Annotated in this window: 26 protein-coding genes and 4 tRNA genes; 6 read left to right on the top strand and 24 right to left on the bottom strand. The window is 59.8% G+C overall.

The features are described 5' to 3' along the window. Window positions 1-87: 87 nt before the first annotated feature. The 4 genes from JS82_01750 to JS82_01735 all read right to left on the bottom strand — a co-directional run bounded on the left by JS82_01750 (window position 88) and on the right by JS82_01735 (window position 1,634). A tRNA-Trp gene (locus tag JS82_01750) sits at window positions 88-261 on the bottom strand. A gap of 172 nt (window positions 262-433) precedes the next feature. Further along, a tRNA-Arg gene (locus tag JS82_01745) sits at window positions 434-511 on the bottom strand. Between the two features lie 52 nt (window positions 512-563). Next, a complete protein-coding gene (locus JS82_01740) occupies window positions 564-1,160 on the bottom strand; it encodes a hypothetical protein (protein ID QHK16919.1) in 597 nt (198 codons plus the stop codon). Window positions 1,161-1,235: 75 nt separating this feature from the next. Continuing rightward, window positions 1,236-1,634 carry a hypothetical protein gene (locus JS82_01735; GenBank protein ID QHK16918.1) on the bottom strand — a complete coding sequence of 133 codons (399 nt, stop codon included), beginning with the start codon at window positions 1,632-1,634 and terminating at the stop codon, window positions 1,236-1,238. Between the two features lie 213 nt (window positions 1,635-1,847). Between JS82_01735 and JS82_01730 the strand changes: the two genes are divergently transcribed. From JS82_01730 to JS82_01720, 3 genes are all read left to right on the top strand, one after another. Further along, window positions 1,848-2,648, top strand: coding sequence for a hypothetical protein (locus JS82_01730; GenBank protein QHK16917.1), 801 nt, complete (start codon window positions 1,848-1,850; stop codon window positions 2,646-2,648). Between the two features lie 64 nt (window positions 2,649-2,712). Next, the gene (locus tag JS82_01725) at window positions 2,713-3,336 is read left to right on the top strand and encodes an NAAT family transporter (protein QHK16916.1); all 624 of its coding nucleotides are present in this window, start codon (window positions 2,713-2,715) and stop codon (window positions 3,334-3,336) included. Window positions 3,337-3,404: 68 nt separating this feature from the next. Beyond that, window positions 3,405-5,117 carry a hypothetical protein gene (locus JS82_01720; GenBank protein ID QHK16915.1) on the top strand — a complete coding sequence of 571 codons (1,713 nt, stop codon included), beginning with the start codon at window positions 3,405-3,407 and terminating at the stop codon, window positions 5,115-5,117. Between the two features lie 291 nt (window positions 5,118-5,408). On the opposite strand, the gene JS82_01715 is transcribed toward JS82_01720, so the two are convergent. Further along, a tRNA-Ala gene (locus JS82_01715) sits at window positions 5,409-5,484 on the bottom strand. 152 nt (window positions 5,485-5,636) lie between these two features. Between JS82_01715 and JS82_01710 the strand changes: the two genes are divergently transcribed. Beyond that, window positions 5,637-6,113 (top strand): hypothetical protein, encoded by a 477-nt coding sequence (locus JS82_01710; GenBank protein ID QHK16914.1) that lies wholly within the window; start codon window positions 5,637-5,639, stop codon window positions 6,111-6,113. On the opposite strand, the gene JS82_01705 is transcribed toward JS82_01710, so the two are convergent. From JS82_01705 to JS82_01620, 18 genes are all read right to left on the bottom strand, one after another. Then, complete coding sequence (locus JS82_01705; protein ID QHK16913.1) at window positions 6,098-7,489, bottom strand: ABC transporter substrate-binding protein; 1,392 nt, start codon at window positions 7,487-7,489, stop codon at window positions 6,098-6,100. The two genes, JS82_01710 and JS82_01705, sit on opposite strands and share 16 nt — an antisense overlap. Beyond that, window positions 7,486-8,262, bottom strand: a complete 777-nt coding sequence (locus JS82_01700) for an ATP-binding cassette domain-containing protein (protein ID QHK16912.1) — start codon at window positions 8,260-8,262, stop codon at window positions 7,486-7,488. Before JS82_01700 ends, JS82_01705 begins: the two co-directional genes overlap by 4 nt. Then, window positions 8,259-9,320 (bottom strand): iron chelate uptake ABC transporter family permease subunit, encoded by a 1,062-nt coding sequence (locus tag JS82_01695; protein QHK16911.1) that lies wholly within the window; start codon window positions 9,318-9,320, stop codon window positions 8,259-8,261. Before JS82_01695 ends, JS82_01700 begins: the two co-directional genes overlap by 4 nt. An 8-nt stretch (window positions 9,321-9,328) precedes the next feature. Then, the gene (locus JS82_01690) at window positions 9,329-10,072 is read right to left on the bottom strand and encodes a methyltransferase domain-containing protein (protein QHK16910.1); all 744 of its coding nucleotides are present in this window, start codon (window positions 10,070-10,072) and stop codon (window positions 9,329-9,331) included. Window positions 10,073-10,137: 65 nt separating this feature from the next. Further along, window positions 10,138-10,866, bottom strand: coding sequence for a methyltransferase domain-containing protein (locus JS82_01685; GenBank protein QHK16909.1), 729 nt, complete (start codon window positions 10,864-10,866; stop codon window positions 10,138-10,140). Between the two features lie 91 nt (window positions 10,867-10,957). Next, window positions 10,958-12,367 (bottom strand): amidophosphoribosyltransferase, encoded by a 1,410-nt coding sequence (purF, locus tag JS82_01680; GenBank protein ID QHK16908.1) that lies wholly within the window; start codon window positions 12,365-12,367, stop codon window positions 10,958-10,960. A 9-nt stretch (window positions 12,368-12,376) separates the two neighbouring features. Then, the gene (locus JS82_01675) at window positions 12,377-12,547 is read right to left on the bottom strand and encodes a 50S ribosomal protein L37e (GenBank protein ID QHK16907.1); all 171 of its coding nucleotides are present in this window, start codon (window positions 12,545-12,547) and stop codon (window positions 12,377-12,379) included. Between the two features lie 15 nt (window positions 12,548-12,562). Continuing rightward, window positions 12,563-12,778, bottom strand: a complete 216-nt coding sequence (locus tag JS82_01670; protein QHK16906.1) for a small nuclear ribonucleoprotein — start codon at window positions 12,776-12,778, stop codon at window positions 12,563-12,565. A gap of 80 nt (window positions 12,779-12,858) precedes the next feature. Next, on the bottom strand, window positions 12,859-13,974 hold the full coding sequence (locus tag JS82_01665; protein QHK16905.1) for a YkgJ family cysteine cluster protein: 1,116 nt from the start codon (window positions 13,972-13,974) through the stop codon (window positions 12,859-12,861). Further along, the gene (locus JS82_01660; protein ID QHK16904.1) at window positions 13,967-15,232 is read right to left on the bottom strand and encodes an amidohydrolase family protein; all 1,266 of its coding nucleotides are present in this window, start codon (window positions 15,230-15,232) and stop codon (window positions 13,967-13,969) included. Before JS82_01660 ends, JS82_01665 begins: the two co-directional genes overlap by 8 nt. A 1-nt stretch (window position 15,233) precedes the next feature. Further along, window positions 15,234-15,812 (bottom strand): TIGR00296 family protein, encoded by a 579-nt coding sequence (locus JS82_01655; GenBank protein ID QHK16903.1) that lies wholly within the window; start codon window positions 15,810-15,812, stop codon window positions 15,234-15,236. A 4-nt stretch (window positions 15,813-15,816) separates the two neighbouring features. Further along, window positions 15,817-16,275, bottom strand: a complete 459-nt coding sequence (locus JS82_01650) for a hypothetical protein (GenBank protein ID QHK16902.1) — start codon at window positions 16,273-16,275, stop codon at window positions 15,817-15,819. 2 nt (window positions 16,276-16,277) lie between these two features. After that, window positions 16,278-17,450 (bottom strand): TRC40/GET3/ArsA family transport-energizing ATPase, encoded by a 1,173-nt coding sequence (locus JS82_01645; GenBank protein ID QHK16901.1) that lies wholly within the window; start codon window positions 17,448-17,450, stop codon window positions 16,278-16,280. Between the two features lie 954 nt (window positions 17,451-18,404). Continuing rightward, window positions 18,405-18,513, bottom strand: a tRNA-Met gene (locus JS82_01640). A 123-nt stretch (window positions 18,514-18,636) separates the two neighbouring features. Beyond that, entirely contained in the window at window positions 18,637-19,389 is a 753-nt protein-coding gene (locus JS82_01635) for a 30S ribosomal protein S3ae (protein QHK16900.1), read from the bottom strand. 301 nt (window positions 19,390-19,690) lie between these two features. Then, on the bottom strand, window positions 19,691-20,536 hold the full coding sequence (gene hdrB / locus JS82_01630) for a CoB--CoM heterodisulfide reductase subunit B (protein ID QHK16899.1): 846 nt from the start codon (window positions 20,534-20,536) through the stop codon (window positions 19,691-19,693). 5 nt (window positions 20,537-20,541) lie between these two features. Beyond that, window positions 20,542-21,036, bottom strand: coding sequence for a CoB--CoM heterodisulfide reductase subunit C (gene hdrC / locus JS82_01625; protein QHK16898.1), 495 nt, complete (start codon window positions 21,034-21,036; stop codon window positions 20,542-20,544). Window positions 21,037-21,124: 88 nt separating this feature from the next. Beyond that, window positions 21,125-21,925 carry a LysR family transcriptional regulator gene (locus JS82_01620; GenBank protein ID QHK16897.1) on the bottom strand — a complete coding sequence of 267 codons (801 nt, stop codon included), beginning with the start codon at window positions 21,923-21,925 and terminating at the stop codon, window positions 21,125-21,127. Window positions 21,926-22,117: 192 nt separating this feature from the next. On the opposite strand from JS82_01620, the gene JS82_01615 reads away from it, so the two are divergent. After that, window positions 22,118-22,618 carry a hydrogenase maturation protease gene (locus JS82_01615; protein QHK16896.1) on the top strand — a complete coding sequence of 167 codons (501 nt, stop codon included), beginning with the start codon at window positions 22,118-22,120 and terminating at the stop codon, window positions 22,616-22,618. On the opposite strand, the gene JS82_01610 is transcribed toward JS82_01615, so the two are convergent. Next, entirely contained in the window at window positions 22,584-23,858 is a 1,275-nt protein-coding gene (locus JS82_01610) for an insulinase family protein (GenBank protein QHK16895.1), read from the bottom strand. The two genes, JS82_01615 and JS82_01610, sit on opposite strands and share 35 nt — an antisense overlap. Window positions 23,859-23,911: 53 nt before the next feature. Between JS82_01610 and JS82_01605 the strand changes: the two genes are divergently transcribed. Further along, window positions 23,912-24,646, top strand: a complete 735-nt coding sequence (locus JS82_01605) for a hypothetical protein (GenBank protein ID QHK16894.1) — start codon at window positions 23,912-23,914, stop codon at window positions 24,644-24,646. The last annotated feature ends 37 nt before the right edge of the window (window positions 24,647-24,683 follow it).

Here is a 24,683-nt window from a genome sequence, read left to right as displayed (position 1 = left end):
GATTGGAATCAGAATGTGGAGAATAACAGGAAAAAGGGATTGTGGCACCGAAGTGCCCAGAGCAAGAGCTCAGAAAGAAGCGCAAGGTGGGGGCAGAGGGATTTGAACCCCCGTCAGCGGGTTTCCACTACGGGGGGAGCTACCCCCCGCGGAATCAATGAGTCATCGCTCCAGTTAGTCATCAACTACTGTCAGCAAACCCATTTTCAATCACTCTCAATAACTGGAGCCCGCCAGTCTGCCAGGTTAGCCTATACCCCCGGTGAGTGTGATAGCGAGTAGCGATCACTTCTTGCGCATCTTTGCTGCTCTCTTTCTTCTTCTCATTTTCTTCTTGCGCCATTTCCAACGCTGGTTGCCGCGTTTCTTCCAGGCGCGCGAGCTTCTCTTCATGATGGTTCCTTCCTTGAATGCGCCGTGAGGCGTGCATCCTTGGCGGGCCCGCCGGGATTCGAACCCGGGGCGTCTGGCTTAGAAGGCCAGCGCTATATCCTGGCTAAGCCACGAGCCCACTCTCACCCCTCATTTACTCATACCATTTAAAGCTTCTCGTATCCAGGCGTTCAGGCAGTGATGGCACTGGTGTCGATGTAGTCCATGATGGAACCGTAACCCATGTACATGAACCCGGCCTCGACGACGCAGATTATTCCCAGGACGAGCAGCAGAGGCCACCAGTTGAGGACCTTTCCGAAGAGCTTCACTATGGCCTCGGCGAAGTTCAGAACCATGTAAACCACGGCGCCGCACAGGAATGCCGCTATGATCCTGGGCCACCCGTCGGACAGGAAGGTCATATCGATGGAGTCGAACAGCATGTAGCCTTCGAATCCTCCGAAGGCTATGTACACCAGGACCATCACCATCAGAGCGAATATCACCGCGAAGTGGACCTCACGGAACGGTCTTATCACCAGAGCGAAACCGGCTATTGCCACGATGACGGACGTCACCATCCGCCATTCCCCGTACATCGTCATGGCCTCGTAGAGCATGATGACGCCGAAGATCAGCCCGAGGAACATCGTGAACTTGTACTTCAGGGAGTCCTTGTCCCTGACGTAGCAGATGACGATGAGGATGGCCAGGATGCCGCCCACGAAGAGCATGGTCTCCGGCAGATGCATCTCGATCCAGGATGCGATCTCCGTAGTTTCCATGACCGGTGGATGCGGTTATACCTATAAAAGACTGGAAGAGGGGTTTAGGCCCCGCCGTAAGGCGGGGCATCAGGATCATGCGATCTTCTTTCCGGCGTTGGGTCCGGCGCCCTCGTCGTAGACGGCGACGACATCGAACATCCACAGGGCCTTGGCATGGAGGTTGACTCCGGCGAGCATCTCATTCATCTGAGCGAGCGCGTCCCCGTTGTCGTAGCGGACGGGGTTCTCAACCTGGATCTCGTACGCCTTGGGTCCGGCCGCAATCATGAAGGCGGCTTTGCCGTTCTCGGCCATGTACTCGGCGGACCTCTTCATGAGGACCTCTCCGACGACCATCTTGCCCGGAGCGGGGCAGGCGATGGTGCCGCAGACGATAGCGTGAGGCTGTCCGGCCTTGTTGGCTGTGACCAGGGCTTTTACGGTGCCCTGGGCGTTCATGATGTCCATTACTTCTGCAGGTATGTCTACCATTTTTTTGCACCCAACAAGAAATCGTTGAGCGGATATTTATCCGGTCGGTATCCGCCCTGATACTGTATACAGTTTTATGAAATATCACGTATCTGAAATACATATAGATTTTATGTTTTAAATCACATTACTACACTTAGAAAAACAATCCGCTTTTAATCCGATATCCTATAGAGTATCATGTGCGACTAGTACGAAAGGTCCTCCGCCGAGATGGGAGGACTTACTTTCAACATACTCCGCGACATGATCCCATTCCATAGATTGGATGAGATATCCGGAATCCACAGGGACGACGGCACCCACACGGTGCTGGCCCTCCTGCTCTCGGACCAGTGCCCCTACGGCATCACCGTGACCGGGCCGGACGGGTCATCGACGAGGGTCTCCGGATCCGTCCTGACGATTCTGAACGACGCAAAGGAGATAGTGAACTCCTACAACGTCAAATCGGTCGTCGACGGTGCGAAGAGCCCTGTGGACAGGTTTCCCCGCCCCGCAATCAGGGAGGCCGTCCTGAACGCGATCGTCCATCGCGACTACTCCGTTCCAGAAGACATCGCCATCACAGTCACTGAGAACGATGTGGTCGTCATCTCCCCCGGCGCCGCCCACAGGAGAGGGGACGGCATACGCAATCCTCTCCTCGTGGCCGCCCTCGAGCTCTACAGGATCAAGGGATACAGCAGGAACGGGATGGCGTCGATAAGGAAGAGCTACTCCAGATCAGGCTACGAACCGAAGATGCTCAGCGGACGGAGCTCGTTCATGGTTGTCCTGCCGGCCGTCAAAGAGGTCCGCGGGTACTACCCTGCCAAGGTCGACAAGGTGACCGCGTACATGTCCGCTCACGGAGGCGTCACATCGGAGGAGATCGAAGAACTCCTGAAGGTGTCCAGAACGTACTCCTACAAGATAATAAGCCACATGGAGGCGGACGGCATCATCTTCAGCATGTACGGCGGCAGGATGCGCAGGTACTTCCTTTGCCACAGGGACCGCCGGAAGGGCTGAGATCCGGACGGACCGTCATCGGATAACGTTATTTCGAGGCAGTGAGATTACACGACGTGGTTCTATGGACATAATGGCGCTGGCCTCGGTATCGTTATCGATTTTCCTGGTGATGAACCCGTTTTCGAGCATCCCCACGTTCCTGTCGATCACCAACGGCGTTGACAAGGACACGATGAGAGGGTATGCCAACCGCGCGGTCGTCGTCGCCGGGATCCTGTTGTTCGTCTTCGTGTTCATAGGGTCTCCGCTCATGTCCATGTTCGGGGTGACGATGGAGAGTTTCAGGGTGGCGGGAGGTCTCATCCTCATCCTGATGGGTGCCGAACTGGTCTTCGGACTCAAGCTCAACAAGGTCTCGAACGAGAAGGACGCCCCTTGGATCATCGTCGCGACGCCCATCATGACGGGACCCGGTGTGATAACTGCCGCGATTCTGTTCACGCAGGAATACGGATTCCCGCTCGTGGTCATCGCGGGTGTGATCGCGCTGGCCGCCACATGGGCCCTGCTGCGCATAGCCCCGTCCATCGTCAAGCTCGTCGGGGTCAACGCGCTCAACATCACATCCAAGATCGTCGGACTCCTCCTGGCGGCCCTCGGTGTGGAGTACATGTTCCAGGGGGCCAACGAATGGGTCGCCATGTACTGGGGCGACGTCTCCACGGCAATGCTGACCGCCTTGTGACCCTTCCGTGGACGTCCTCGGACGCATAACATAATAAGGGGTCCCGTTTCTCGAAGTGCGGACTTCCTATGGTGCCGGAAAACGTTGACGGAAAGGACGATGGCAGGAGCGGCGGAAAGGACCGCAGGCCACGCAGCGGAGACAGAAGAGACTATCGCGAAAACCGCGACCGTCACGGACCCGGCAACGGCAGGAAGGATTTCCGTAGAGACGACCGCAGAGGCGGGGGCGGACGCCCGCGCGACGGGAAGGGGCGCGGTCCCGGAAACGGCAGGAGTGGCGCGGGAAACCGCCCCGGCCAGAGGCCCTCCAACAGGACTGGCCGCGACGGAAGGCCGTCGGACAGAAGGCCTCGCGACGACAGGAGGAAACCGGAGGGAATCCCCGAGCACAAGCCGAGGGATGCACCCGAACCCAGCCTCACCATACCGTCGACCCCCCAGAGGATCCTTTTCAAGGGCGTCGACTGCGAGGTTAACGGCAGGACCGACCTTGCCATGATCCTCTACCTGCACGGTGCCGCCATGCTGAGCAAGGGTTGCGAGAACAACATGACCCGCATGCTCCGCGAGGCGGGACCCGAACAGTTCCGCACCATCAGGGGCAGGGTCGCGAAGGCCTGCCCTGAGAACGCGATGATCGCGTTCGACTACATGTGCTACACCCTCGACCCGGGATACGACAGGAGCCTCCTGGACTCCGCCGCTGAGAACGGGAACCCACTCGCCATCTACGAGAGGATCAGGCTCGAGGAGATCGGGGGCGACGACCCCTGCATCGATGCCTTCGCCGCCTCGGACGACGAGAGGATGGTCGAGGACGGACTGAAGCTCCTCGTCAGGAAGAAGGACTCGGTCAAGGCCGAGAAGCTGCTCAAGGAGATGGAGGAGAGGAGGAGGCAGAGGCAGTCCGTGCGCGTCGAGTTCATCAGGGCCATGAAGGACGACAGATCATCCATCAGGAGGCTCGAGGAGCTGTCCTCCAAGTTCCCGGAGGCTGGATTCCTCAGAGGGTACCTGGACGCAGAGGACAGGGAGTCGTACATCAGGGATGGCATGCCGAGATTCGAGGAGACCGTCATGTCCGTCATCCACGAGCTCGGGATCTCCGAAACCCCCTACGGCAGGTACCTGACGGCCCTGAAGCTCAGGGCGGACGGCGAGGAGTGGATCCCGTCCATGATCAACGCCGCCGTCGCAGGTTCCGAGGATGCCGTCGGGGAGCTCATGCCCGTCCAGAACAGGAAGGACGTGAGGAAGGGTCTCGCTTCGGCGTACCTCAGACGCAACGACGCCGCCGGACTTGTCAGGTGCTACGACGGGGAGGACACGTCGTTCCTCGACAGGTACTGCGCCGGCGATCCTGACAGGGTCATCGAGGTCGGAAGGCTGATGGGCGGATCCAGGCAGGTCGAGTGGATCAAGAGGGGATGCATCGACGGGATCGACGGTTGCAGGAGCGAGCTCATATCCATGGCGAAGTCAGGGGAGCACAACAACAAGCAGATGGTCTACGCGCTGCACGACGTCGGCGAGGACCTCGAATCAGCGAGGATGTACTTCTCCATGTACGGAGACAGATCCCTGCCAGCCGTGAAATGGCTGGCCAAGGTGTGCGTCGACGAGCAGGCGAAGGAGTACGTCCGTTCGAGGTTCGAGGAGATGGGCGACCTGAAGACGTTCGACTCCATCTTCATCGACGACGGCTACGAGTCCAGGGACAGACGCGGCGGCAAGGGCGGGCGCGGATCCGGGAACCGCAAGGGCCCCGGCCGCCGTTGATCCATATCCCATGGACGAGTGTCCCACTTCGAGCTCGCCCATGATACACCTTTCCAATCTTCGATTTTGAACCGGCGGATGTTCGACAGAAGACTGGAAATCCTTTTACCATATCTGATTCCCGGACCTTGGAAATAGCGAGATAACTGACTCGCCACGAGTACAGTAAGTAGAATCGGACAACATCGTGAAGAACGTCAGAAACGATACAATGCCTTTGGTGATCGTCTCGGCGTTCCATCGAGAACACATAACTCGAACGATAACAACGATGTCAGATGATGAAAGAAGTGGTGGACAGGGCGAGATTCGAACTCGCGGCCTCTACCATGCCAAGGTAACGATCTTCCAACTGATCTACCTGCCCAGCAAAATCGCTGATATATTGCTCATAGATAAACTTTTCTATTGAATCCGATACCATCGAAGCCTCAGAAGATGCATCTGGAACCAAGACTGCGTCACATATCATGATCTCACCCCATCTTCGTTATATCGTGCATCGCCGATGACCTTGACATGGGACCGAACAGGACCGTTGTAACTCTGGCAGCAGTCATCGTGATCATCTGTGCCGTCGGCACGTTGACAACGTTCGGTATAGGCAACCTCCTGGACGATGGGGAGGCCTACCCCGACTACGATATTTCCGGCAACGCCTCCGACGGGTCTCAGGTCGGGGGCACCGCCACCTGCCGTGACACTGGCGAGTCGTCGTCCAGACCTGTCCTGGAGTTCTCCTACTCCATGACTCTCTCCGACGGCACCGAGTTCGATCTCAGCTCGTTCCTGTTCCTTGACATCGACGGGATGCCCGTCGACGGGCTGTTCTCGAACGCCGGCACCGACGTGACCCTCGGCAGCCCCGTGACCCTGTGGAGGGATTCGACCGGAGAGTACGTGTACCACATCGATCGGAACGGCGACGTACTGGCCGTGGACATACTCGCAGACGGGTTCTCCGCCAGGGCGACGATGGTTCAGGCCACGCCGTGATCCAGGAAGAAGTCCTCGATTTCGAGGTTCATCCAGTAGTCTGAGCTGGCGAACTTCTCGAAGTACTCGTAGAACAGGCCGGTGTAGTCGAGCCCGATGGACTCGGCGATATCTGGATACATCGTGCAGACGTAGAACGCCATCTCCACTATGTACAGCGGGCTGTTGCCCATCTCCCTCGCCATCCCGAGATAGTGGATCTCCACCCCGGTGCGGGACAGCAGCTCCGCATCGGCCTTCAGGCAGTCGCCGAGGTCGTACTGGTGCCTCATGCCGTCGTGGGCATTGTCCACGAAGAAGATCCTGCCGTTGTTCTGGCTCTCCAGTATAACCGTCGCCAGGGTCTCCAGGTTCAGGTCCTGGTAGTTCTTGGTCAGCCATCCGCTGTGCTGCCCCACCGCGTCCACACCCACCCACTCGGCGTGTATGTTGTTGGTGTTGTCCTTGCCCGTGATGCTGTACGTCCCCTCCGAGTACAGCGCGGAGGTGCGGGTCATGATCATGGCCTCCCTCTCGTCCTCGGGTATCGCGGAGGTCGCCTCCACCATGAGCTCCAGCAGACCGTCGTGCCAGTCCAGGTACTCGTGGGTCTTCCCCATGTCCCCCTGGAGGAGGAAAGCGAACATCAGGATCGAGCGGTCGATGTTCTCGTTGGGGATGTCCACGCCGCTGTTGTCCGCGGTGGAGACGAACATCACGTCTATCCCCACGGGATTCAGACGTGACGGGGATATCTCATCGGCGTTGGCGTCGCAGTACCCCACCACGTACACGTCCACGCCTGCGGCCACCATGGTCTCGTAGTTCGGGGTCTCGGTGGCACCGAACGAGCCGACCTGCGAGAACCTCGGGCTGATCTCGTTCCAGTAGTTCTTTACCGTGTCATCGACGAGGACCACCTTGTCGATGAGTCCGGTCAGATCCGCCACGTAGGCGCCGCTGCAGTAGCCGATGGCTATCGATTCCACCGGCCAGGAGACGGATGCCACGCGATAGTAGTTGTCCACGTAGAAAACCTCCATCCGGCCAGACTCTATTATCCTCTGGATGTAGACCAGGTCGTCCTCGTCCACCGTGCCATCGCAGTTCGCGTCCGACAGCACCGTCTCAGGGTTCTCCCCCGACAGGACGCCCAGCAGGTACCTCATGTCGTCCTCGTCTATGTCGTCGTCCTCGTCGGCGTTGCCGTAAACCCACAGCCTGGACGATTCGGACGGGAAACCGTCCTCCGACAGCTGCGTGCCCACGGTCAGACCGACCTCGGACGGCTCGGAGTCGACATGGTACTTCTCGTTCTCCGCCCTCACATACACCAGGGCGGCCGCGAGGACCACTATGACGGCGACTGCGACTATGACGGCTCGTCTGACGTTCATGGGCCATCTCCTGTGATCAGTATGATGTGCGGCCTTCCGTCGACCTCGATGACCTTCGAGTCGACCCCGTAGACCTCGCGGATGTTCGACTCCGTCATGACGTCCCAGGCGGCGCCGTCGGCGAACACGCCCCCTTCGGCCACCATGATGACCCTGTCCGCATAGGCGGCGGTGAGGTTGAGATCGTGGCAGACCATCAGCACGATGATCCCGTTCTCGGCAGCGTAGCGCCTGAGGAAGCCCATGACCTCCATCTGGTGCTTCACATCAAGGTTAGACGTGGGCTCGTCCAGGATCAGGACGCGCGGCTCCTGTGCAAGTCCCCTGGCTATCAGGACCTTCTGAAGCTGCCCGGAGCTCAGCTCGGACACGTCCCTGTGCGAGAGTGACTGCAGGTTGAGGACGGCCATGGCCCTGTCCGCCACCTGCAGATCCCTGTCGGAGTTGGCCCACTGCGCGAAGGGGAACCTCCCCATCAGGACCATCTCGGCGACTGACACCCTGAACACCGAGTCCATGCGGTTCGGGACGAAAGCCATCTTCCTGGCCAGGTCCATGAGGCGCATCTCCAGGACATCCTCCCCGTCCAGGGTCACGCTTCCCGAGTCCAGTCTCAGGAGCTTGTTGATGCATTTCACCAGCGTCGTCTTGCCGACACCGTTGGGGCCGATCACGCAGACCAGCTCGGGACGGTCCAATGTGAACGACACGTCCCTGAGGAGCGGCTCGGACCCATATCCGAAGGTCAGCCCGCTGACGACGAGCTCCGTCATCTCCAGGCCTCCTTGCTGCTGCGGAGGATCAGGAGGATGAACACCGGACCTCCGATGCATGCGGTGATCACACCGACGGGCAGGACGGAATCCGTGAGCATCCTGGACGCCATGTCCGCCAGGAGCATGAGGAGAGCGCCGAAGACGCCCGCCGCCGGGATCAGATACTTGTTGTCCGACCCGACGATGATCCTGGCCACATGGGGTGCGACAAGGCCCACGAACCCTATCACCCCGGTGAAGCTGACGACAGTCGCCGCGATCACGGTGACGAGGATCAGCATCAGGAGCCTCTCCTTGTCCACATCGACGCCGAGTGTCCTGGCGCTCTCGTCACCCGTGCTCATGACGTTCAGCCTGCTGGCCATGAGCTGGACGATGATCGATCCCGCCGCCGCCACGATGATTATCAGCGGCAGGTTTTCGTACGTGATATCCTCCAGCGTACCGACCATCCAGTTGTACACGTTCGAGAGGTCGTCAGGGTCCGCGACGATCATGAAGAGCTGGGTGAGCGCGTTGAACATGTACATCAGCGACGTTCCGCATAGGATCATCATCGTCGGCGTGGCCCTCCGCACCCTGCTCATCAGCAGGATCACAACCATCGGGATCAGCGCGAAGACGAACGCGTTCACCACGACGCCCCCGCCTGCGATCAGCTCGACGCCCAGGATGAGCGCGATGGCGGCACCGAATCCGGCTCCGGAGGAGATGCCCATCGTGTACGGGTCCGCCAGGGGGTTCTTCAGTATGCTCTGCATCGCAGTACCGCAGACAGCCAATGCGAATCCGCACACGATGGCACCCAGGATTCTTGGCATCCTGAGGTCGATGACCACCCACTGGTCGTTGACGTCGTTGGGCATGTTGATGATGAAGTTCCAGATGACCTCGTATACCTCGGACATCGTGATCGGGTATGTGCCGAGGGTGATGGAGTATGCGAGGACGACGAGACAGAGGACGGCGCATCCCGTGATGAAGAGCACCCTGCGAACAAGCGTCCTGTGGTAACTCCTCCTGAACTCGGAGTCGGGGTTGTCTGCTCCGTCCATCCGAACCCTCACTTTGTGACGCAGATGAAAAATGAGCTCGGAAGATAGAGAGTCTCCCCGCCGGTCTGGATCCTGTACGAGTCCCTGCCGTCGGTGTCGACGACGATGTTCTTGGCTCCCATCTCTATGAGGTTGTCGACATCCCACTGGGGGCGCCTCTCTCTGCTCAGAGGCAGATTCTCCGCAATCCTCTCCATTATGGATGCGTCCACCCCGTTCATGTGGTCATGCTCCGTAGCGACCTTGGTATCGCCCTCGCGGACCTCGGCGTACTCCTCGTCGTAGATGTACAGGTAGTGGTTGCCGTCGAAGACCATCAGCTTGCCTCTGGGCCTGACGACCCTGAGCCACTCCTTGTACGCGGCCCTGGGGGACTCCAGGTCCCAGACGAGGTTCCTGGATATCACGACGTCGAAGGTGTCGTCGTCGAACTCCAGATGCTGCGCGTCCATGCGCCTGAACTCCGCATCCACACCGAACCTGGCGCAGTTCTCCCTGGCCTGATCGAGCATCGCCTCCGTGTAGTCGACGGCGGTCACGCTATGGCCCTCCCTTCCCAGGATGATGGGGAAGAATCCCGGGCCGCACCCGACATCCAGTATCCTGAGGTTCCGTCCCTCTGGAAGATGCTTCTCGATGATCCCGAGCCAGTGCCTGTAGCGACCGTCCTCGATCTGCTCCAGTATCGTCTCGGAGTAGCCGTCGGCCCTGAGGGTCCAGTAGCCCTCTATCTTGTCCAGATTCGATTCCATGATGGTCTGCGTAACACGAATCTAAGATAAATAATACTTGGTGGTCACCCTTCGCGGACACATGCTCACGGCTTCACAGCGGTGACCGTGAAATGGTTGTTCGTCAGGCCGTGGGCCAGATACCTGGAACCGTGCAGGACCTTCCTCTGGACGTTGTCTATGACACGTATGTCGGTGAAACCCGCCTCCTCGAGCATGGGGATGTCATCCGCGGGACGGCAAGCACGGGATGACCAGAGGTCGAGCTCTGACTCCTCCCGCTCGACGTCGTCCTTGGGCCTTCCCTTCTCGAGTCTGACGAACATGTCCGAGATCCTGCATCTCAGGGACGTCATCCTGGGATCGGTGAACCAGTCCCCGTCGGTGTAGGCCAGGGTGCATCCGGGCTTCAGGACCCTGTACCACTCGGAGATGACCTTCTCGGGGTCTGGGACCGTCCAGAGCATGTAGTCGCTGACCACCGCCTCGAAGGATCCGTCCCCGAACGGGAGCGCCATCGCATCCGCCTGACGGAAGTCTATGTCGAGGCCGTTGGCGCGGGCGTTCTCCCTGGCGTAATCGAGCATCCTGTCCGACAGATCCACGGACGTCATCCTGTGCCCCAGGTCGGCGAGCTGCATGGACACTATGCCCGGGCCGCAGCCCACATCCAGAATGTCCAGCGGCTCCGTGCCGAGTATGGACGTGAAGTGCTCCTGCCAGGACCTGCGCTCCCTGTCGATCGAGAAGCCCTTCACGACGAAGTCGTTGTAGTCGGAGGAGCGGATGTCCCAGTGCCTCTTGATGGCGTCCATGGATGCGGATGGCAGGTAATACTTAAATTGATTTCGTAACACCCGGAGAACGCGCGACAACCCCTTCCGAGAAGAACTGCTGGTGGACGGATCAGTTGAAGTCCTGCTTCAGGTTGGTCTGGAACCTGTGGACCTCGCCGGGGATGTTGGTCGGATACCTGCCGTTGACGCATGCGAGACAGAGGTCCCTCTCCTTGAACCCTATCGCCTCGATCAGGCCCTCGATGCTGATGTACCCGAGGCTGTCCGCACCGATGATCTCCCTGATCTCCTCGACGCTGTGGCGGTTGGCGATGAACTGGTCCCTGGACTTCATGTCGACACCGTAGTAGCACGGGGCTATGATGGGCGGGCTGCCCACACGCACATGGACCTCTTTCGCTCCTGCCTTGCGGAGCATTGCGATGAGCTTCTTCAGGGTGGTGCCCCTGACGATGCTGTCGTCGACGATCATGATGCGCTTGCCGTTAACGGTGCTCTTGATCGGGTTCATCTTCATGGAGACGGCCGACTCCCTCTGCTTCTGGTCAGGCATGATGAAGGTCCTGTCGGCGAAGCGGTTCTTCATGAACCCTTCCTCGTAGGGGATGCCTGTGGCGCATGAGTACCCGATGGCGTGTGCGCGTCCGGAGTCCGGGACCGGCATCACCAGATCGACGTCCGCCGGGCACTCCCTGGCGAGGATCTCCCCGATCTTCCTGCGGACGGCGTAGACCTCCTGTCCGTCTATTATGGAGTCGGGTCTGGCGAAGTAAACCCACTCGAACATGCAGTATGCCTTGGGATGCTCGGCCGGCGGGGGGTAGATCTTGAAGGTGTCCTTCGTGATCTCGCAGATCTCCCCGGGCTCGATGTCCCTGATGAGCTCTCCCCTGAGGGCGTCGATGGCAGCGCTCTCGGAGACCGCTATGTATCCGCCGTCTATCTTCCCGAGGCAGAGCGGCCTGAAGCCGTACATGTCGCGGATGGCGAAGAGACGGTCGTTGATGAGGATTGTCAGTGAGAAGGCTCCGTCGAGCTCGCCCATCGCGGCCCTGATGGCCTTGACGGGGTCGTTGTACATGGTCATGTACTTCCCGAGAAGCTTGGTTACGAGCTCGCTGTCCGAGTCGGTGAGGAAGGTCCAGCCCTCCTTCATGTACTTGTCCTTGAGCTCGGCGAAATTGGTTATGTCGCCGTTGTGGGCAACCGCGACGGTACCGAAGTTGGTCATGACCGTCAGAGGCTGTGCATTCTGCACGCTCTTCGAACCGGTCGTCGAGTACCTGACATGCCCTACGCCGACGTGGCCCAGGAGGGTCTGGATCTCCTCCTTCGGCAGTGCGATGGTCACAAGGCCGTTGCCTTTGACTGTCTCGATGGTGCTGCCGTTGAAAACCGAGATCCCGGCGCTCTCCTGGCCGCGGTGCTGGATGATCATAAGGGCAGTGTGCAGAGCAGACGCGACATCGAAATCGGCGCTGATTCCGACCACGCCGCAGCTGTGTTCCGGCCCTGTCATATGATCGCCTTAGTCGCGGATCTTAGCCCAGTTGTAGGACCTGATGGTCGCGGTCTTGCCGTATCCGCAGGAGGCGCATACGCCTTTCCTGACGTGGTACGAGCGCTTGCCGCACCTGCGGCAGGGGATGTGCGTCTTGAACTTGTTGTGCCTTCCCTGTGCCGGTGTTCCCTTTCCCATGATCAATCACTCCTCTTATGGTGAAATGTAAATTACATTGTCCCCGCGGACAATCACAACGTTCAGCCTTCTCCTCAGCTGTCCGTCGGCGTACTCCTCGGCGTTCCTGAGCACCACGTTCATGTGGGGGTCGTATCCATCGAGGACCCCGCGGTACTCCTTCCTGCCTTTGAGCTCAACCATGACGTTCTTGCCGACCGCCTGGTTAAGGACGCTGAGAGGCTTCATCATTGTGGCTACCTCTGACACGATACGGGATTCACTATAAGAAGCTTACGAGTTCAGATATATACTCGCCCGCGTGAAGTGCATCACACGAAGGCCCCAATCGTTGGTGCGTCCAGACGGTCCATGTCATAGAATATTATGGCCTCCCTCACGGCGTCCGCACCGCATCCGATGCCCATGAAGTGGTCCAGCATGGACATCCTCCAGAGCAGGTCCATCACCGTGACGGAGAGGCACCCGTAGTACGCATTGGACATGTCGTCCTCGTACCCGTTCTCGTCCATGAGCGCGAAGACGCTCCCCATGAAACTGTCCCTGCCGTTCAGGGTCTGGATGTACTCCGAGAGGACGTGCCTTCCGGCCGCATCCGGTATCCTCAGCCTGATGTCCATCGGGTCGGCCTCCCCTTTCATGTGGAGGTCCCCCTCGTCGTCCATGACATTCCAGACGACCTTCTCCTCGGATGCCATGAACATGTTCCAGTTCCACTGGCTGTCGCAGTAAACCGGGACACTCAGGGGATCGCTGGAAGACATGGACTCCAGGGCGGAGTCCCTCCCCGCCTCCTCGAGGGACGGTATGTCCAGGTTGCGCTCCGGCTGTATCCCGGCGAGGGACATGAGCGGCTCTATCTGCGCCATGTCCATGATACGGCTCAGGTACGCCAGGTCCGTGAACATGGAGAGATTCTCCGATACGGACATCCTGAGGCCCGACGGGACGGCCATGACGCCTGCCTCCCTGCAGTTGGCGTAGAACTCGCGGTACACCGCGGTCGACTCCTCCAGCGCGGACACGATCCTCCTGTCCGCCCTGGCGACGAGGTCCTTCGCCTCCGACAGGGCGTCGACTCCCGTGCCCGTCCAAGCGCCCCTGCACGACAGGTCCAGCTCGACCTTGATACGGTCGCTGGCGTAGAGATGGAACGGGAACTGCCTGCAGTATGCGGTCCTGTGGTCGTATACTCTGCACCTCCTCCCGTCCAGGAAGACGCACGACCCGCAGCCCTTCTTAAGCGCGAGCGCGAAGTACGGCTCGGGGCCCTTCGCCTTGACCAGGGCGTCCGGGTAGTTTGTGCGGAAGAACGCACGCTCCTCGGGGAGCACCTCCGGCTGGCACAGGCAGCACATGCCGCACTCGCTGGGACAATCGACTTTCCTTCCGGTAACCTCGGAGTAATCCACTTCGTAATCAGCCACAGACATCCCTCCCGAGGGGCTCTCCGCAGAACTCCCCGTCCTCCACCTGCACCTCGCCCCTGACCATAACCGTTTCGGGGAACACGGCGCCGAACCCCCCGTACGGGGAGTGCCCGCATCTGCTGTGAAGGCTCCTGACGTCGATGACGGACGAGTTCCTCATGTCGAAGACCAGGAGGTCCGCGTCGTAGCCCACAGCGATCCTCCCCTTGGGGACCGAGAACAGCCTTCCGGGGTTCTCCGCGCCCATGCGCACGGCCTGTGCCATGGGGATTACATCCCTGCGGACCATGTCCATCACCATCGGCATCGTGGTCTCCACCCCGGGAATCCCCCCTGGGGCCGCGTCGAACTCCTGGGCCTTCTCCTCAGCGGTGTGCGGAGCGTGGTCCGATCCGAACATGTCTATGTCCCCGGACAGGAACCTTCTGAACAACCTGTCGCGGCAGTCTATGTCCCTCAGCGGAGGGTTGACCTTGTATTCGGCGCCCGGGAAGCGGTCGACCTCGAACATCATGTGGTGCATTGTGACTTCAGTCGTGAATCCGGCCGCCTTCGCCATGTCGAGACCTTCCGGCGTCGTCAGATGGCATATGTTGATCCTGGATCCCCCGAAGTTGGAGGCCAGCCTGCGTATGGCAGTCCACTCGGCCTCGGCAGGACGGTTCCTGAGATGGTCCCGGGTGCAGCCCTCCGCCTCCCGCGATATGAGATGGTCGTCCTCCGCGTGGACGCTCATCCTCTTGCCCGTTGCGAGGACGTCCCTGACCGCAGGGATCATCTCCTCGTCGTCGTCCAGCAGTATGTTCCCGGTCGTGGATCCCATGAAGAGCTTGAACGCTGGGACCAGGGGGGCGATCATGCCGGCGTTGACGTTGGCGGTGACTGCCGCGAACAGACCGTAGTCCACGTTCGCCCTGCCCCTGACGGACGCCTTCTTGTCCAGAAGCGTCTGGACATCGGTGACCGGGGGCTTGGTGTTGGGCATGTCAAGGACGCACGTCACTCCGCCGTGGACGGCGGCCATCGTCCCCGTGTCGAAAGTCTCCTTGTTCGTCATACCGGGGTCGCGGAAGTGCACGTGCGGATCCATGAAACCCGGCAGGATTATCCTGCTTGATCCGACGTCCACCCTCTCGTCGCCTCCCGACACTAGTCTCCCGACGGTCACGATCTTCCCGTCGCAGATCCCGATCTCGGCGTATCTCAGCTCACCGTCGATGAAGGCTCTTCCCTCTATGACGCGCTCTATGTCCATGTCATCCCTCCACGACATCTCCGCGAGGGGATGTCTCCTTGTATATCTCTCCGCGGAACGAACTTATGGTGACACCGGGGTAGGTCCATGCGTCCGGAGGCAGGCCTGCCTTCATGGACAGGTGCGCCAGGTACTCCTCCGCGTCCCAGCCCCACTCCACGGGGACCTGCGGGAGCAGGAGTCCCCGGTTCCCGCGGTATTCTATGATCAGCCCGTCGCGTCCGACCACGACCTCCGACAGCAGCTCCGCAGGGCTCCCCGCCCGGATCCTCTCGGGGACCGTCAGCACTGTCACCTCCACGGTCACGCGGTCGACCTCGTCCTCCCCCAGGTCGGGGAAGCGCGGGTCGTGGCATGCCGCCCTGGCGGCCTCCTCTATTGCCCGCCCGAGCTGGAAGAAAGGCATCGGGTAGCCTATGCATCCGCGCAGGTCGTGGCCAGGATGGGTGCTGAGGGTGACGAACGCGCCGGACTCCTCCCGGAAACGGGCATCGGACGCCACGTTGTCGAACCGTGTCCCGAGGACCTCGGAGTCTATGGCCGCCCTGGCGAGCCCCACCGCCTCCGATCCGAAGGACATCGGATCACTCCGACTTCGTGTAGTCCGTGACCTTGATCTCCGAGGGGCCTTCGGAGGGCTCGTCCCTGTTGATCTCGACCTTCTGGACCTTCGACCTTCCGCACTGGTCGTTGGCCTTGCAGGCGCTGTCCTTCCAGTTCCTCTCGGTGCTCCCGGCCGCCTCCCTGACGAAATCCGGGACGGGGGCCTTCTGCATCATCGCGGACAGGCCCATGAAGAGCTCCATCCCCATGGCCATGAAGTGCTTCTGGACCTCGGGGTCCATGAACATGGAGTACGTGGCTTTGGCGAAATCCTCCGCCTTCGCCCTGGCATCGTCGACGACGTGCGCGGCCTCGTGCGCGGCATCCCTTCCTGCGGATGCCACCTCTATGACGCCCTCCTTCTGGAGGACCATGATCTTCTCTATGAGATCCCTGTTCTTAGCGACGAAATCCTGGAATTCCTCTTCGGTGCCTGCCATGGTCAGTCCCTCTTGAACTTGATAACGAGCTCATCATCCTTGAAATCTGCCCCGACGACCTGTTCGTGGACCATCGCATCCGGCAGCTGGATGTTGCGCTTCTGGCTGCCGACATGCACCATCACGGTGCTCTGGTCGATGCGGAAGAGCTCCACGTTGCTGCTGTCCACGAAGGGCATCTTCATGACTATCTTGTCCACGCCGCCCTCGGTGACGAACGTCATCGGGCTCCTGTCGGAGTAGATCTTGTAAGGGTCCTCCTCGCCGTAGATCATGTCGGCCATGAGCTTCAGCTTGTCGAGTCCGCGGAGCTCGGTCCTCATCATCTCGCAGTACTTGATCTCCATCGGATCGAAGGCGTGGTGTATGAGTTCCATGTTCTCCTTCTGCTCCTCGAGCTTCTCCTTGAAGAACCCGCCCTCTCCGGCCTCCTCGGGCAGGACCCTGTTGACGATGAGGGTCTCGACGTTCTTGTTGTAGAGGCACAGGTACGTGTACGCGCGCATGGTCTCCCTGATGACCATCTTCTCCGGGTTGAGAACGAGCCTCACAGTCGTCCTATTGGGGTCCTCGAGCAGGATCTTCACACGGTCCATGTTGTCCTTGATGTCACCGACGCTCTCCAGGACCTCGTCGGACGGCAGGGGCATGTCCATGATCTTCCCGACGGTGGCCCTCGCGATGTGGAGCAGCTTCTTGATCATACCGAACCCCTTGTCCAGGTACCAGTTGGTCACGTCGGGGAAGCTGAGCAGCCTGAGAGTCTCGCCGGTCGGCGCGGTGTCCATGACGATGACGTCGTACTTGCCCTCGTCCTCGAACTGGTTGACGTAGAATAGCGCCGAGATCATCTCCATGCCGGGCATGATGGCCATCTCCTCTGCCGATATCTCGCCCATTCCCTGGGAGAGCATGAACGCGGCGACGTAGTTCTGGATGTCCTTCCATTTCGTCCTCATCTCGTGGATGATGTCTATCTCGAGCGCATCCAGGTTGGGCCTTACGTTCTTGATGTCCGTGCCCAGGTCCATGTCGAGGGAGTCCCCCAGGGAGTGGGCGGAATCGGTGCTCATCAGAAGGGTCCTGTATCCGAGTTCGGAGAGCCTGTATGCCGTGGCCGCGGAGGTGGAGGTCTTCCCGACCCCGCCCTTGCCTGTGTAGATGATGAGCCTCATGATTCGATGACTGACGAAGCCCTATTTAAAATCAGATTGGAAATCGTCCGCCGTCCCCGGGACTGCATCCCGACATGCCGATTCCAGACAATTTCAATCATATCAAAGAACAATGAACCTGACAAACACTATCATTAAACGGCCAGGTCACGAAAAATGGCCAAGAGATCCTCACCTGGAGCACATAATTCTCTGAGCAAAGAAAGGAAAAAAGTTATCGCGACACAGCATGCACTGAGCCGAGATCCAAACAATCCCATTTGCTTGTACTCGTCATCAAACTCCATCTCTGCGCTCAACTCTGAATACACCGAGTTGTGCTCGCCATGTCCGCCCCGCAGTGCTCCACGCCAGAGACCAAGTGGAATCAGACGCTGGGGTTGAACCATCAATCAGAAGATGGTGCGGACAGGTGCCGGATGTATGCCCTCCTCGAGGTCGGGGCATGGCCTGGATTCAATCGTCGTGAAAAGGGACATGTCTGCAGGATGGACGTGGCAGGCTCGTTGCACAATCGCAATTAAGTATATCAACCATGTTGACCCCCTGCCGGTGAGGTCAGTCCTGGGTTCCCGTGGATTGACAGGCCTGGTGAACCGTGGAACCGAATATGCCCATCGAGGCTCCGGCAGGAGGGAAAGTATGTTTTCCTTTTTCCGGTACCCGTGCGGCGGGTTCCGGCTTGTGATCACAATCGGCGGATTGACCGTCGTGATCGATTGGTCATAAAGTGGGTTGTGATGGATTGATGCCCCTAAGACGTCCGGTCCCGATTCCTCGGGGCCGTTATCCTCATCAATTCAGTTGTCTGCTTTTTATTTAAGGTTGTCTGACGCCTGCATCCAGTTCCTCTTTGAATACCCGCAAGACCTTCGATTACAGTGCCCTCGTTCCGAACCCGGAGGGTATAGAACAGCCCTACAACGAAAGCCAGACATGCGAAGAAATGGAAGATGGTGCCGGGAATGGGGTTCGAACCCATGACCTTCGGATTTCCCTGGAAGAGGTCTATATGACCAGAACCCTATGAGTCCGACGCTCCACCAGGCTGAGCCACCCCGGCCTTAGACGGGTGGATTGGCTTGTAGTTTATATTGGTTTCTGTCAGGCGAGAAACGTCCGACCAGGATGATGTGTAGAATGATGGAAAGATGTTTTCAGGAGGGCCCTGAAGGGCCCCCTGGGATCACTCCTCGGCCTTCTCCTCAGCGGGGGCCTCGGGCTCCTCTGCCTCGGCGGCGGGCTCCTCGGCAGGCTCCTCAGTAGAGGCCTCCTCGGACTCCTCGTCCTCAGCGGGCTGCACATCGGCGGCTGGCATGATGGACTCGGGCTCTCCCTCTCCGACGGCGAGGACCTCGGACTTGCGGATCTCGATCCTCTTGATGGGGATGATGATGCGGCAGGCCCTGGCCAGCTCCTTGGCGAGGTCTCCGGAGACGATGTCCTTGACGATCTCGGAGAGGGTCCTCTCCTGTCCGATGGCGACGAGGGTCTCTCCGATGACCCTCCTCATGGCGTCCTCCTGGGAGGACTGGATGCGCCTGTCGGCGATGGACATGGTCTTGATCCTGTAGGTGAACCCGTCCTTGGTGACGATGTCGACGACGTGGTCGGTCTTGGTCTTTCTCCTGCGGGTCAGCCTCCTGACGTAGTCGCTGGTCAGGTCGTGGCCGATGAATGCGGTCTTGGCGTCGTGTCCGTCGACGGATGTGACCTTGAACTTCAGCTTGATGTGCATCTTGGAGAAGTCCCCAGTGAGGTCCTGCACGGTGACCTCGACGGTACGTCCGATGACGAACTCGGGGTCTGCAGAGGGGGTCTCTCCGATCTCGGACTCGTTGAACATGCGGGGAGCGTGGATCTTGTACCACTCTTTCGCCTTCCACTTGTCCTTCACCTTGCGGCCTGCTGCGGCCTTGACTTTCTTTGCGGGTGCCATTTCTATGACTCCTTTTACTGGACGTTGGGATTCGATGATTGTATTAAAAGCTATGCTGGAGAGTGAAAAAATGAGCGCACTCAAAAACACACATAGCCAGACATTCTGTACTTATCATATAAAGGAATTATTTATCCTGATTGGATTAGTACCGCTTATATTTGAATTTAACCTGAATTTTCTAAGAGTTGAAACGCCACGGACAGGGCACCGGGGATGACGGGGAGACGGATGGAAACAGGCGGAGAAGCGAGGAAAAATGTGGAGGGGCGGATGCCCCTCCTGGGTTGATTGGGGTTTATCAGAGGGTCACGGGGGTGACGTGCGCGGAGAGAGCGAGGTCCTCTGCGGTCATTCCCATGGCCAGTCCGTAGAGCTGGGACAGGTGCAGGACGGGGATGTTGTATCCGAGCTCCTTCTGCACTCCGTCGAACTGCAGGTGGCAGAACGGACAGACGTCGATGATGTACTGGGCACCGGACTCCTTCATGTTCTCGAGGTTGGTCTCGGTGAACTTCTTGGCGACGTCTCCGAAGGCGGCCTTGAGTCCTCCTCCAGCTCCGCAGCACAGCATCTTCTGCTTCCTGGGCATGCTCTTGGCACCGGTGGCCTCGATCAGCTCGTCCAGGATCTTGGGGTCCTCGGGGTCGTCAACGCCCTTGATGTTGCTGGGCTTCAGGAAGTGGCATCCGTAGAAGGCAGCAACCTGATAGGACAGAGGGTTGGTGATCTTGGCCTTGATTCCCTCGATTCCGACCTCCCTGTACAGGACCTCGGCAAAGTGGTAGACCTTGGTGGTTCCCTTGTACTCCATTCCGATCTCCTTCAGGACCTCGTTGACCTCGGCCAGGAGCTTCTCGTCGTGAGCGAGCTCGTGGGCGGCGTCGAACAGGGATCCGTAGCATCCGTTGCAGATGGTGAGGATCGGGAGACCCTGCTTCTCGGCGAGGGCCAGGTTCCTGGCGGCAGCTGCGAGCCAGGTCTTCTTGCTGAACGCCCTGATGACTCCGGGGGCGGGGCAGCAGCTAGCATCCTGGAGGTCGACGAGCTCGACTCCGAGGGCGGCACAGACCTCCCTCGTGGACTTCTCGATTCCAGGGTACCTGAGGGGTGCGATGCATCCGAGGAAAAACGCGTATTTTGCCATGAGAATCACTCCGTAATCTTGTCGAATCCCGTGAGAGTCAGGATCTTGTCGAGGTCGGCCTTTGCCTTGTCGTTGGAGAGAACGGTGGGCGGGATGCCGGGAAGTCCGATCTGCTCCCTGAGGGCGGTGATCTTGTCCTGGACGGAGACGGTGTGTCCGTACTTGGCCAGGTTCTTGGCAGTGTTCTTGTGGTTCTCGTACATGTGACCCTCGGCGACTGCAATGTTCCTGAGGGCGATGATGATGTCCACGATGGGAACCTGCCTGGGGCACCTCTCGACGCAGGTGTAGCAGGTGCTGCACTCCCACAGCTCCTCGCTGTTGACGATCTCCTCCTTCATTCCGAGCTGAGCCATCCTCATGAGTTTCCTGACCCTGTAGGATGTCCTCCTTCCGGAGGGGCATCCGGCGGTGCAGGTTCCGCACTGGAAGCACATCTTGACTTCCTCGCCGCCGGCTGCGGCGATCTCTTTGGCGAAATCGGGGTTGGGCGTTACCATAGTTATCGACGCAGAAACCTGTTTGATGATATTTAATATGGACAGTTAATGCCGCAATGGTGTTATCCTATTGGATAAAACACCAGGATCAGATGTTCCTGGCTATCAGCGCCTTTATGACCCTGGACACGGTCCTCGTCTCCTCGCGGTAGATCGCCGTTATGGCATGGCGCAGCATCTTAGGATCCACAGCGCTCTTCAGCCTGAGGTTCCTCCTGGTCAGCATGAACTCGTCGATGAAGAAGCTCTTGTTCGACCCGAGGAGCTCCGGGAGGGAGAACGTCTCGGAGTCGATCGTGTACTGCCTGTCCTCCGAATCCAGATACATGAACGCGACCCTCTGCGCACCGTACTTGTAACGGATGAACGAGGGTCCGTTATCGACGAGCACCATGCCCATGTATCCGATCTCCTCCATCTGGAACTCCTCCGCGTCGAAGAGGTACAGCGGATCGTCGATGATCGCCAGGTCCGCACGGTCCTCGCGCATCATGCGGATGTTGTACTGGTCGTCCGAGACCACTATGTTCGCCCCCGGGATCTTCAGAGACGATATCACGGACATCGTCAGGTCCTCGGTGACGGGGCTGCAGCACACGGTGAACCCCCTCTCGGTCTCGCAGCGATGGTCCATGGACCGTGCCAGGGACGCAATCCTCTCCCCCTGCTCGGTCAGGGTCGACCCCCCTGGCGTGGTCTTGAGGACCGGTTCGCCGACCGCTTCCTCGATGACGCGCATGTACTTGTGGAGGACAGGCACGGATATCCCCAGCCTCCTCGCGGCGGCTGTCTGGCTCCCCGTGTCCTGTACCGCGAGGAGGGCCTCCAGCTGACGGGTGGTGATCGTCTTACCGTTGATGGTCTGCGAGTTCCGGACCGTTATGTCCATGCCGCATAGCAGTGTTATCCTCGGAGATAACACCTGCGGAGTATCGCATGGGGTGTTGGGCGTCGCGGACGGCCGCTGACCGACGAAGCCGAAAAGTATCAGAACGGGGATGGCAGACCCACGGATGGGCGGGGACGGCGCTGCCGCACGCCCACCGATGCGATTTGCGAAGGAGGTACCCCGGTGACAGGCGTGGACAGAGATGCAGAGATCGTCGTCGTGGGACTCGGAAGCCCGATAATGTGCGACGACGCCGTCGGGCTCCGCGTTTCGGAGGCGATCGAGGCCATGGGCCTCGAGAACGTGGACTGCTGCCAGGAGGCGGTCGGGGGGCTGGACATCCTGCCCGTAATACACGGATACAGGTACGCCATTATAGTCGACGCCATCCAGACCGGGAACTACGGCCCCGGGACGGTCATGCTGTTCTCCGAGCGCGACTTCGACGAGGCCATCGCCCATGCGGCGTCGCATGACGTCAACCTACCCACGGCGATCAAGATCGGCCGTCAGATGGACCCGGACATAATGCCTGAGGAGGTCAGGTTCGTCGCCATCGAGGTCCAGGACATCAAGACGGTCACCGAAACCATGACCCCCGAGGTGGAGGGCTCCGTGGAAAGCGCCGGCAGGGCGGTGCTCCACATAATGGAGGAGCTCACAGGGTCAGCGCCGAGGCGTCGTACTTCCTGATCTCCCTGTTCCCCTTGCCGAGGACGACCGTGTTCAGGCGGTCCGCCCTCAGAAGGTCGTCGGCTACGCGCATGACGTCATCCTCCGTGACGGCGTCTATCCTCGACAGACGCTCCTCCAGGGTCTCTGTGGCACCGTTGAGCATGTGGTTGACCCCGAGCCTGTAGAGCCTGTGCTCCGTGGACTCCATGCTGCGGACGTTGGCTCCCTTGATGAGCCTCTTCGCCCTCTCCAGCTCGCCCTTCTCCAACCCCTCCCTCAGGAACTGGGAAATGACCGATGCGACGGTCTCCATCGCCTCTATGACGTTGCCGTCCGTGCACGACATGTAGGATGTAAGCGATGAGGCGTCGCTGTTCTGAGACACCGTGGTGTATATCGAGTACACCAGGGCCTTCTTCTCCCTGACGTTCTGGAACAGCCTGGAGCTCGTGCCGGATCCGAGGACCGCGCTCAGCATGGAGGCGGCCATCCTGTCCGGATGGGATGCGCCGTATGACGGGAACCCCATGGCGACGTGGCAGTGCTCGGCATCGCCCTTGACGAAGCGGTACTCCGAGTTCGGGGTCTGCGGGGCGCTGCGGGTGTTCCTGGCGCCTCCCTTCATGGGATCCAGCACCTCCTCGGCCCAGCGGACCGTCTCGTCGACGTCTATGGCGCCGGCAGCGTAGACCGCCAGGTTGGGGATCAGGTACTTCTCCTCGTAGTAGGCGCGGAGGTCCGCGGACGTCAGCCCCGCGACGACCTTCTCGTCGCCGCCCTCGTCCTGGGAGAGGGCGTGGCCCCTCCAGAGCGTGGACTCGAAGAGGTCGTGTATGTAGCTGTCCGGCTCGTTGCGGATCATGCTCAGCTCCTGCAGGACGATCTTCTTCTCGAGCTCGGTGTCCTCCTCGTTGATCTTGGGATGGGCGACTATGTCCCCGACCATGTCCATGGCAGTCGGCGCGGTCTCCTTGATCGTGATCCCGTAGAACGCGGTCATCTCCCTGCCGGTGAACGCGTTGAGCTCTCCACCGGCCCCCTCCATCTCCTTAGCCATCTGGTACGAGTCCCTGGTCTCGGTCTCCCTGAAAACCGTGTGCTCCAGGAGGTGCGACAGACCGAATATCTCCGGATGCTCGTCCCTGGACCCGGTGGCGACGCCGATCATGAATGCAGCGCTCTGGCTTCCGGGGATGTTCTCCACGACCACCGGGACTCCGCCGGAGGTGCTGGACGAGGTGATGGTGCTACCGCTCATGGATTCGGATAGAATAGAACTTCTTAAAAAGGTTAACGCCTTTACCCGGAGGCATGGCAGTCAAGACCATAAGATACGCGGACATGGGCCTGGAGAACCCGGTCGCAATCATAGGGTTCCCGAGCGTCGGGCTGGTCAGTTCAATCATGGCCAACTACATGGTCGGCCAGCTCGAGATGGGGGCCATCGCGGGGCTATCGTCGCCCACCATGCCGCCGTACTGCCTGATCCACCGCGGGGTGGCGTATCCGCCCGTGAGATTCTACGGGAGGAAGCACACCACCAAGACCGGGAGGGATCTGATCGTCTGCCTGTCGGAGTATGCGCCTAAGCCCGAGGACTGCTACGAGGTAGTCCAGGCCATCCTGTCGTACCTGAACTACGCTGGCTGCCGCGACATCGTATGCCTGGAGGGAACGGCCAGGATGTCGGAGGACGATGTGCCCGTCGTTTGCGGGGTTGGCCCCGGCAGCGACAAGATGATCAAGAAATCCAAATTCGCCCTGATGGAGGGCGGCATGGTCAAGGGCATCACCGGCGTGATGCTCTACGAGGCGCCCACATGGGGGATGGGGATCACATCCATCATGGTGCCGGCCAACCCGAACCTGCCCGACCCCGGCTCCGCCGCGCAGTTCGTACCCGCAATATCCTCGATGATCCCCGGACTGAGGCTCAGCACCAAACCGCTCCTCGGCGAGGCGGAGGAGATCCGCAAGAAGATACAGTCCGACCAGGAGGCCGCCGAGAGGCAGGAGGAGGAGGTCGCGGGGAACCTGTACGGGTGAGCCTCCGACCGACGTCATCAATTTATCGGGGAACCCG

The sequence above is a fragment of the Methanomassiliicoccaceae archaeon DOK genome (assembly GCA_009911715.1).
In the GTDB taxonomy this organism is placed as follows: Archaea; Thermoplasmatota; Thermoplasmata; order Methanomassiliicoccales; family Methanomethylophilaceae; genus Methanoprimaticola.
This window is presented reverse-complemented; position numbering and strand designations above follow the sequence as displayed.